Annotated in this window: 8 protein-coding genes; 6 read left to right on the top strand and 2 right to left on the bottom strand. The window is 70.6% G+C overall.

What is annotated here, in order from left to right; translation table 11 throughout:
* The 6 genes from H483_RS0119940 to fbaA form a co-directional block, all read left to right on the top strand.
* A partial coding sequence (locus tag H483_RS0119940; protein ID WP_371204714.1) for a phosphoribosyltransferase family protein occupies window positions 1-419 on the top strand: 419 nt, incomplete at its 5' end.
* A gap of 34 nt (window positions 420-453) precedes the next feature.
* Window positions 454-1,296: a lysoplasmalogenase family protein gene (locus H483_RS34345; protein ID WP_081615227.1), complete on the top strand. Its 843-nt coding sequence runs from the start codon at window positions 454-456 to the stop codon at window positions 1,294-1,296.
* Window positions 1,293-2,126, top strand: a complete 834-nt coding sequence (locus tag H483_RS34340; protein ID WP_017837902.1) for an SDR family oxidoreductase — start codon at window positions 1,293-1,295, stop codon at window positions 2,124-2,126. The genes H483_RS34345 and H483_RS34340 overlap by 4 nt, the downstream gene beginning before the upstream one ends.
* Window positions 2,123-2,842 (top strand): RNA methyltransferase, encoded by a 720-nt coding sequence (locus H483_RS34335; RefSeq protein WP_017837901.1) that lies wholly within the window; start codon window positions 2,123-2,125, stop codon window positions 2,840-2,842. The genes H483_RS34340 and H483_RS34335 overlap by 4 nt, the downstream gene beginning before the upstream one ends.
* A 55-nt stretch (window positions 2,843-2,897) precedes the next feature.
* Window positions 2,898-4,007, top strand: a complete 1,110-nt coding sequence (locus H483_RS34330) for a GTP-binding protein (protein ID WP_017837900.1) — start codon at window positions 2,898-2,900, stop codon at window positions 4,005-4,007.
* Window positions 4,008-4,140: 133 nt separating this feature from the next.
* Complete coding sequence (fbaA, locus tag H483_RS34325; protein WP_017837899.1) at window positions 4,141-5,184, top strand: class II fructose-bisphosphate aldolase; 1,044 nt, start codon at window positions 4,141-4,143, stop codon at window positions 5,182-5,184.
* Window positions 5,185-5,271: 87 nt separating this feature from the next.
* Here the strand turns inward: fbaA and H483_RS34320 are convergent, their stop codons facing one another.
* Complete coding sequence (locus H483_RS34320; RefSeq protein ID WP_017837898.1) at window positions 5,272-5,823, bottom strand: hypothetical protein; 552 nt, start codon at window positions 5,821-5,823, stop codon at window positions 5,272-5,274.
* Window positions 5,824-5,978: 155 nt separating this feature from the next.
* Window positions 5,979-7,658 carry an alkaline phosphatase gene (locus tag H483_RS34315; RefSeq protein ID WP_017837897.1) on the bottom strand — a complete coding sequence of 560 codons (1,680 nt, stop codon included), beginning with the start codon at window positions 7,656-7,658 and terminating at the stop codon, window positions 5,979-5,981.
* Between the last annotated feature and the right edge of the window lie 34 nt (window positions 7,659-7,692).

The following is a 7,692-nucleotide window of genomic DNA, read 5'->3' as shown; positions in this document are numbered from 1 at the left end:
GTGGTCGAGGACACCACGACCACCGGGAACTCCCCGCTCACCGCGGTGACCGCCCTACGGGAGGCCGGTGCCGAGGTGGTGGGCGTGGCGACCGTCGTGGACCGCGCCACGGGGGCCGACGACGTGATTCGGGCCGGCCGATCGACGCGTTCGTGGTGCGCAAGGAGGCGAAGAAGCACGGGATGCAGCGCCGGGTCGAGGGCCCGGACATCGTGGGCAAGCGCGTTCTCGTGGTCGAGGACACCACGACCACCGGGAACTCCCCGCTCACCGCGGTGACCGCCCTACGGGAGGCCGGTGCCGAGGTGGTGGGCGTGGCGACCGTCGTGGACCGCGCCACGGGGGCCGACGACGTGATTCGGGCCGAGGGCGTGGACTACCGCGCCCTGCTCGGCCTGACCGACCTGGGACTGGAGTGACATGACACGCGGGTGGATGACGGAGCGCACCAGGATGGCACGGAACAGGACGACCGGGAAAGCGACGGCGACCTCCTCGCCCGTGGACGCGGCGCGGGCATTTAGCGAGCGGGTGCTCTCGCTGATGGACACCTCCCGCCCGGAGGGGCCCGCGTTCCTCGCCGCCGCCGCGGGTACGGAGCTCGCCAAGGCGACCGGGTTCGGCCCGCTGGAGAAGCTCTGCAAACCGCTAATCGTGCCGGCCGCACTGGCCATCGCGCTGCTTGAGGGAGCTCGGGGTGAGGGTGCCCTGGCCGGTGGGAGTACAACGGGCGTCGGGCGGCCGGGGGCCGGCGGTCTCGGGCCTCTCGCGACCACACTGCTGTCGGTCACCGGCGCCGCGTACACCACCGGCGACGTGATCCTCATGCTCGGGGGCGGACATGCGAGCCGGTCGAAGGCGCGCCTGGTCTCGGGCGCTGCGGCTTTCGGGGTGGGCCATCTCGCGCTCGGCGGGCTGATGCTCCGGTCGGGGCTGAGATGCAAGCCGCTCCAGTCCGCGGTCCACGGTGTGGTGGCCGGCGCCGCCGGCGCGGTTCTCCTGTCCGAGGATCGGGCCAACGCTCCGCTCGCCGCGTACGGAGGGCTGCTGGCGGCCCTGTCGGCGCTCGCGACCTCTGTGGATCGCCGCTCCGGGCCCGCGGCCTCCGTGCTGGCCGTGGCGGGCCCGGTCTTACTCCTCAGCGACGGCCTGATCCTCGTCAGGCGCAAGGCCGAGGGCGGGACCGCGCTCGCGCGGGCCCTCGACGTCGGCGTGATCGACACCTACGCCACCGCCGCGTTGCTCCTGCTCACGGGGACCGCGGCCGCGGCACGCGCGGCCGGGCGACCGGCGTGAGTGCCACTGGCGCGGATGCACCGGCCGGATCCGCGGTCCGCACGGTTCTCGTCACCGGCGCCGGCCGCGGGATCGGCGAGGCCACCGCACGCAGGTTCGCCGACGCCGGGTACCTCGTGGGCGCCTTTGATCTGCAGCCGTGTGCCTGGGCGGCGGGGGATGACCGGGTGGTCACCGGAGTGCTGGACGTCACCGACCCCGCCGCCTGGGAGGCCGCACTGGAACAGTTGACGGCCCGCGCCGGTGGTGCGCTGAACGTGCTGGTCAACAATGCCGGGCTGCTGTACGGGATGCCGTTCGTGGACGCGAGTTACGAGCAGGACTCCGCGCTGGTGGACGTCAACGTCAAGGGTGTGATGTACGGCTGCCGGGCGGCGTTCCCGTACCTGGAGAAGGCCTCGTCGCCTGTCGTGGTCAACCTCTGCTCGGCCTCGGCGATCTACGGCCAGGCCGAGATGGCCGTGTACTCGGCCACCAAGTTCGCCGTCCGGGGGATCACCGAGGCGCTGGACCTGGAGTGGGGTCCCAAGGGTATCCGCGTGTGTTCGGTGTGGCCTCTCTACGTGGGAACGGGGATGCTCGAGGGCGTGAACACAGCCGGGATGCGGAACATGGGTGTCCGCCTGACCGAGGGCGACGTGGCCGGCGAGGTTTCCGACCTCGCCGAGCAGACGCGTCGCACGCCCTCGGGTCTGCTCGGTCGGATCCGGGGCGCCGTGGGGCGCGCGGTCCACCGCCCGGTGGGCGCGCAGGCCACCGCGATCTACCTGGCGTCCCAGGTCGGCCCGGGACGGATCATCCGACTGGCCAACAAGCGCCTGACCTCGTGACCGGTCGCTCCACCGACCCGGAGGCCGCGGCAGCGGGCCCCACGGCAGCGGACCCCGCGGCAGCGGACCCCGCCGCCGGGCCGACCGAATGGGGTGAAGGCCTCGTCGGGGTGGGTCCATGGGAGCACGAGCGACCCGGGGAGCCCCGACCCTCCGGCGACCACTGGGACCCGGAGTTGCTCGAGTCCGGTGACCGCCGCAACGTGGTCGACCGCTACCGCTACTGGCGGCGCGAGGCCATCGTGGCCGACCTCGACACCCGGCGACACCCGTTCCACGTGGCCATCGAGAACTTCGGCCACGACGCCAACATCGGCACCGTGGTCCGCACGGCCAACGCCTTCCTCGCGGCCGAGGTGCACATCGTGGGCCGCCGTCGCTGGAACCGCCGCGGGGCGATGGTGACCGATCGCTACCAGCACCTGCGGCACCACGAGGACGTGGCCGCACTGATGGACTGGGCGGACTCCGTAGGGGTGCCGGTCGTCGCCGTCGACAATCTCCCGGGTGCCGAGCCGCTCGAGACCGCCCACCTCCCGCGCGACTGTGTGCTGCTGTTCGGGCAGGAGGGGCCCGGTGTCAGCGCCGACGCGCGACTGCGGGCGGCCAGGACGGTGTCGATCGCCCAGTTCGGATCGACCCGATCGATCAACGCCGGCGTGGCCGCCGGGATCGCGATGCACGCGTGGATCCGCGAGCACGCCGCCCCCATCTGACGTCCACGACGGGTCCGACGCCGCAGTCTTAATGGAAATGGTTACCATTAGGACCATGGCTGATTCCCGTATCCCCGTCACCGTCCTGTCCGGCTTCCTCGGGGCCGGCAAGACGACCCTTCTCAACCATCTCCTGGCCAACCGGGACGGCCGCCGCATCGCCGTCATCGTCAACGACATGTCCGAGATCAATATCGACGCCGCCCTCGTGGCCGGCGAGGGGCATTTCGAGCGCGGTGAGGAAAAGCTGGTGGAGCTCACCAACGGCTGCATCTGCTGCACGCTCCGCGAGGACCTCGTGGAATCCGTGGCCCGTCTGGCCCGCGACGGGTCGTTCGATGCCATCGTCGTGGAGTCGACGGGCATCTCCGAGCCCATGCCGGTCGCCGCGACATTCGAGTGGGAATTCGAGGGCGGGTTCCGGCTCGACGACCTGGCCCGGTTGGACACCATGGTCACGGTCGTCGACGCCTCGACGTTCCTCGGCGCGATCGCCCGCGGGGACCGACTGGACCAGCACGACATGGCCGCGGGCGAGGGTGACGAGCGGACGATCGCCGATCTCCTGGTGGACCAGGTCGAGTTCGCGGACCTCGTGCTGGTATCCAAGACGGATCTGGCCTCGGAGCAGGTGGCGGGTGCGACCGAACAGATGATCCGGGCCCTCAACCCCCGCGCCCGCGTGCGCCGGCTCGACCGCGGAAGGATCGATGTCGCCGACGTGGTGGACACCGGCCTGTTCGACCCCGCGGTCGCCGCCCAGGCGGACGGGTACGCGGAGGAACTCGCCACCCCGCACACTCCGGAGACGGAGGAGTACGGCATCTCCTCGACGGTGTTCCGGGCCGGTCGGCCGTTCGACCCGGCTCGGCTCGAAGCGGCCCTCAGGTCCACCCGGGGTCTGGTGAGGTCCAAAGGCTACTGCTGGTTGTCGTCGCATCCGCACCATGCGGTGGTGTGGTCGCAGGCGGGTCCCAACTACGATCTCCAGATCGCCCAGGAGTGGGCGCGCGTACCAGACGTCCGGCCGGGACAGGAGATCGTGCTCATCGGGGTGAAGCTCGACCACGCCGCGGTGCGGTCCGCCCTGCGGGGCGCACTGCTCACCGACGACGAGCTGGCGACGATGCCGTCGGTGGTTCCGGGACTCGGACTGGACCGCTGACCGCCGCTGCCCGCCGGGCGCCGTGACACCGTTGCGAGACCACCGTGCCCCCCGCCGGTCCACCGGGACCCGCCCCCTGGCGGTACCTCGTAGGATGGGATCAATCACAGCGCCGAAAACTGGAGGATCGTCAATGCCTATCGCCACCCCGGAGCAGTACAAGGACATGCTCGATCGGGCCCGCGAGGGGGGCTTCGCCTACCCCGCGATCAACTGCACGTCCTCGGAGACCATCAACGCGGCCATCAAGGGTTTCGCCGACGCCGGCTCCGACGGCATCATCCAGTTCTCCACCGGCGGTTCCGAGTTCGGCTCCGGGCTGAACGTCAAGGACATGGTCACCGGTGCCGTCGCGCTCGCCGAGTTCGCACACGTGATCGCGGCGAAGTACGACATCCTGGTCGCGCTGCACACCGACCATTGCCCCGAGGACAAGCTCGACACCTTCGTGCGTCCGCTCATCGAGATCTCCCAGGAACGTGTCGACCGCGGCGAGAACCCGCTGTTCCAGTCGCACATGTGGGACGGCTCGGCCACCCCGCTCGACCGTAACCTCGAGATCGCCAAGGAGCTTCTCGAGAAGACGGCCAGCGCCAAGCAGATCCTCGAGATCGAGATCGGCGTGGTCGGCGGCGAGGAGGACGGGGTCGAGAACGAGATCAACGAGAAGCTCTACACCTCCCGCGAGGACTTCGAGGCCACTATCGACGCGCTCGGCGCGGGCAACACCGGACAGCGCTACCTGCTGGCGGCGACCTTCGGCAACGTCCACGGCGTCTACAAGCCGGGAAACGTCAAACTCAAGCCCGAGGTCCTCAAGATGGGCCAGGACGTCGCGGTCGAGAAGCTGGGCCTCAACGAGGGCGACCTGCCCTTCGACTTCGTCTTCCACGGCGGTTCGGGCTCGGCAAAGTCCGAGATCGAGGAGGCGCTGAGCTACGGCGTCATCAAGATGAACGTCGACACCGACACCCAGTACGCCTTCACCCGCCCGATCGCCGCGCACATGTTCGCCAACTACGACGGCGTCCTCAAGATTGACGGAGAGGTCGGCAACAAGAAGGTCTACGACCCGCGCTCTTACCTCAAGAAGGCGGAGCAGGCGATGTCCGAGCGCGTCGTCGAGGCGTGCAACGACCTCAAGTCGGCCGGCAAGTCCAAGGGCGCCTCTGCCTGACACAACCCGGCCTGATCCGACTCGCGGCGTCCCTCTTAAAGCGGAGGGGCGCCGCTGGCGTCTGCCGCGACAAACGGCGGAGACCGGTCAGCCGGGCTGATCGCCCTGCGGCACCGCTCCCATGCCCACCCCGGGCTCGCACACTTTCCAGACGCCGTCCTCGTCGAGCATCCGCACCTGCTCCGGGGCGGACTCATCGGACTCCGACTCTACGGTGGCGGTGGCCACGTCGCTGTTGATCTCCACCCCGGTGACGACGAGGTCCTGCGGGAACGACCCCGCGATGGACTCGCGCAGCATCGCGTCGAGGTCGGTACCGGTCTGCTCGCCGGAAGCGGTGATGTTGTCGACCAGGTCCTGGGGAACCCGGTTCTCGGCGCAGAGATGACTGTTGAACTCGGCGAACGAGTCCGAGGCGGTCATGTCGCGGAGAGTCTGCTCGACCGCGCGCTCCGCGCGATCCGAGGACGACATCGGCCCTGCCGCGACGAGCCACACGAGTGCGGCGGCCACCACGGCTCCGACGACGGCCGCGGCCGCGAGCGCGACCCGGAGCCCGCCGCGTGGGCGGCCACCGCCGATACGTTGATCCCCGGGATCGGGTCTGCCGTCGGGTGTCTGCGGGCTCGTCGTCGTCATCCATCACTCCCGGTACCGTGTCGGGCCCCGGACGGGGCGCATCGACCCGCCACCGTAGCCGACGACGGTGTGAATCGGGTGTGAGCGCCACCACGGGCGGCGCCGCGCGGGTCACGGTGTAATGGGCCGGGTGTGATGGGCTGGGGTGCGCCGGATCAGGGCAGCAGGCCGGCCGGCTCCAGCTGATCGGTGCCGTGCCGGACCCGCCAGCTGGCGATGGGGTAGGCGCCGCTGGCGGGGTCCTCGCGCGCGACCAGCGCCCAGTAGTCGGCGTGGGCGAAGTCGGTCGTGAACTCGACCACCGTGAAGCCGTGGCGGTCCAGGTCCACCCAACGCACGTGTCGGTTGACCTGAGTGAGGGCCCCCTGCGCGGTCTGGGACAACGGGTTGCCCTCGGGGAGGTTCACCATGTCGTCGATGTTGTTGCTGGTGATCGACGGGGTGACGAACTCGATCGCGCCGACGCCCGCGCCCGGGTAGTTCGCCGGCTCGAACGGCACCTCGTTGGCCCACGAGGTGTGGATGTCGCCGGTGAGGAAGACGGTGTTGCGGGTGCCGGCGGCGCGGATCACCTCCATCAACCGGCGGCGTTCACCCGCATAGCCGTCCCACTGGTCGGGGTTGTAGGTGATGCCCTCGCGCGGGACGCCCAGCAACTCGGTGAGCGCGGCGGTGGTCCGCGGATCGAGAGGGGGCAGGAGCACGGGCGTGATCATCACCGAGTTGCCGATGACGTTCCAGCGGGCGGTCGACGACCTGAGCCCACGGGCCAGCCAGTCGAACTGCTCGGCGCCGGTCATCGTGCCCGTGACGTCGATCGCGTGACCGTCGAAGCGGTCCGGCCCCTCCGTGCGGTACGAGCGCAGGTCCAGCATGCTGATCTCGGCGAGCGACCCCCAGCGCAACCGCCGGTAGAGGTGCCCACCGTCGCGGAGGGACTCGGGCCGCACGGGCATCCACTCGAAGTAGGCCTGCGAGCTGGCGGCCTTGCGGTCGGCGAACGGCCCCTGGTGCGGGTGGTGGTTCTCGGCCCCGTCGGACCAGTTGTCGTTGGCGAGCTCGTGGTCGTCCCAGGTGCAGATCCAGGGCACGTGCGCGTGCAGGGACTGAAGGTCCGGGTCGGTGCGGTACTGGGCCAGTCGGATCCGATAGTCGGCCAGGGTCACGATGTCGTGCGGGGGATCGTGCGGCCGCACCGCCCCGAACTTGCCGGTGTACTCACCACGGCCGTACTCGTAGATGTAGTCGCCCAGTTCGACGATCGCGTCGAGGTCACCGCGCGCCTCGAGATGGCGGAACCCGGAGAAGTACCCCGCCTCCCAGTTGGAGCACGAGACCACCCCGATGCGCCAGCGGCCGGTGGAGGGCAGCGCCCCGTCCGCCGGGGCCGTGCGGGTGCGACCGGTGGGGGAGGTCTGAGCGAGCGCACGGAAGCGGTAGTGGTACCAGCGGTCGGGGGCCAGGCCGGTGCAGTCGAACTTGACGGTGTGGTCGCGGCCGGCGTCGGTGACCAGCGAACCGGTCCGGACGACCTGGGAGAAGCCGGGGTCGTTGGCGATCTCCCAACTGACGGTGACGGGCACCCCGCGGCCCGAGCCCGCGAACGCGTCGGGCGCGGGGGTCACCCGTGTCCACAGGATGACGCGATCGGGCATGGGGTCGCCGGACGCGACCCCGTGCTGGAACACCGCCACATCGGCGCCCGCGACCGCGGGCCGGCCCGCCAGCGCGCTCGTGCCCACCGCGGCCCCGGCCAGGGCCCCGGCCTTGAGGACGGTCCGACGGTCGAGACCGGTGGTGGAGGGGGTAGCCCCGGTGCGGGCGGCAGGATCCATGCGTCCAGTTCACCCCACCCGCGGGCGGCAGGTG

The organism is Dietzia sp. UCD-THP (assembly GCF_000349585.1).
Taxonomy (GTDB): domain Bacteria; phylum Actinomycetota; class Actinomycetes; order Mycobacteriales; family Mycobacteriaceae; genus Dietzia; species Dietzia natronolimnaea_A.
The sequence above is the reverse complement of the archived record's forward strand: the minus strand, read 5'-3'. Positions and strand labels throughout refer to the sequence as shown.

Bases quoted from the DNA above. Each gene is read 5' to 3' on its own strand.
- H483_RS34345 (WP_081615227.1), top strand. From the start codon at position 454: ATGGCACGGAACAGGACGACCGGGAAAGCGACGGCGACCTCCTCGCCC.
- H483_RS34330 (WP_017837900.1), top strand. From the start codon at position 2,898: ATGGCTGATTCCCGTATCCCCGTCACCGTCCTGTCCGGCTTCCTCGGG.
- fbaA (WP_017837899.1), top strand. From the start codon at position 4,141: ATGCCTATCGCCACCCCGGAGCAGTACAAGGACATGCTCGATCGGGCC.
- H483_RS34320 (WP_017837898.1), bottom strand. From the start codon at position 5,823: ATGACGACGACGAGCCCGCAGACACCCGACGGCAGACCCGATCCCGGG.
- H483_RS34315 (WP_017837897.1), bottom strand. From the start codon at position 7,658: ATGGATCCTGCCGCCCGCACCGGGGCTACCCCCTCCACCACCGGTCTC.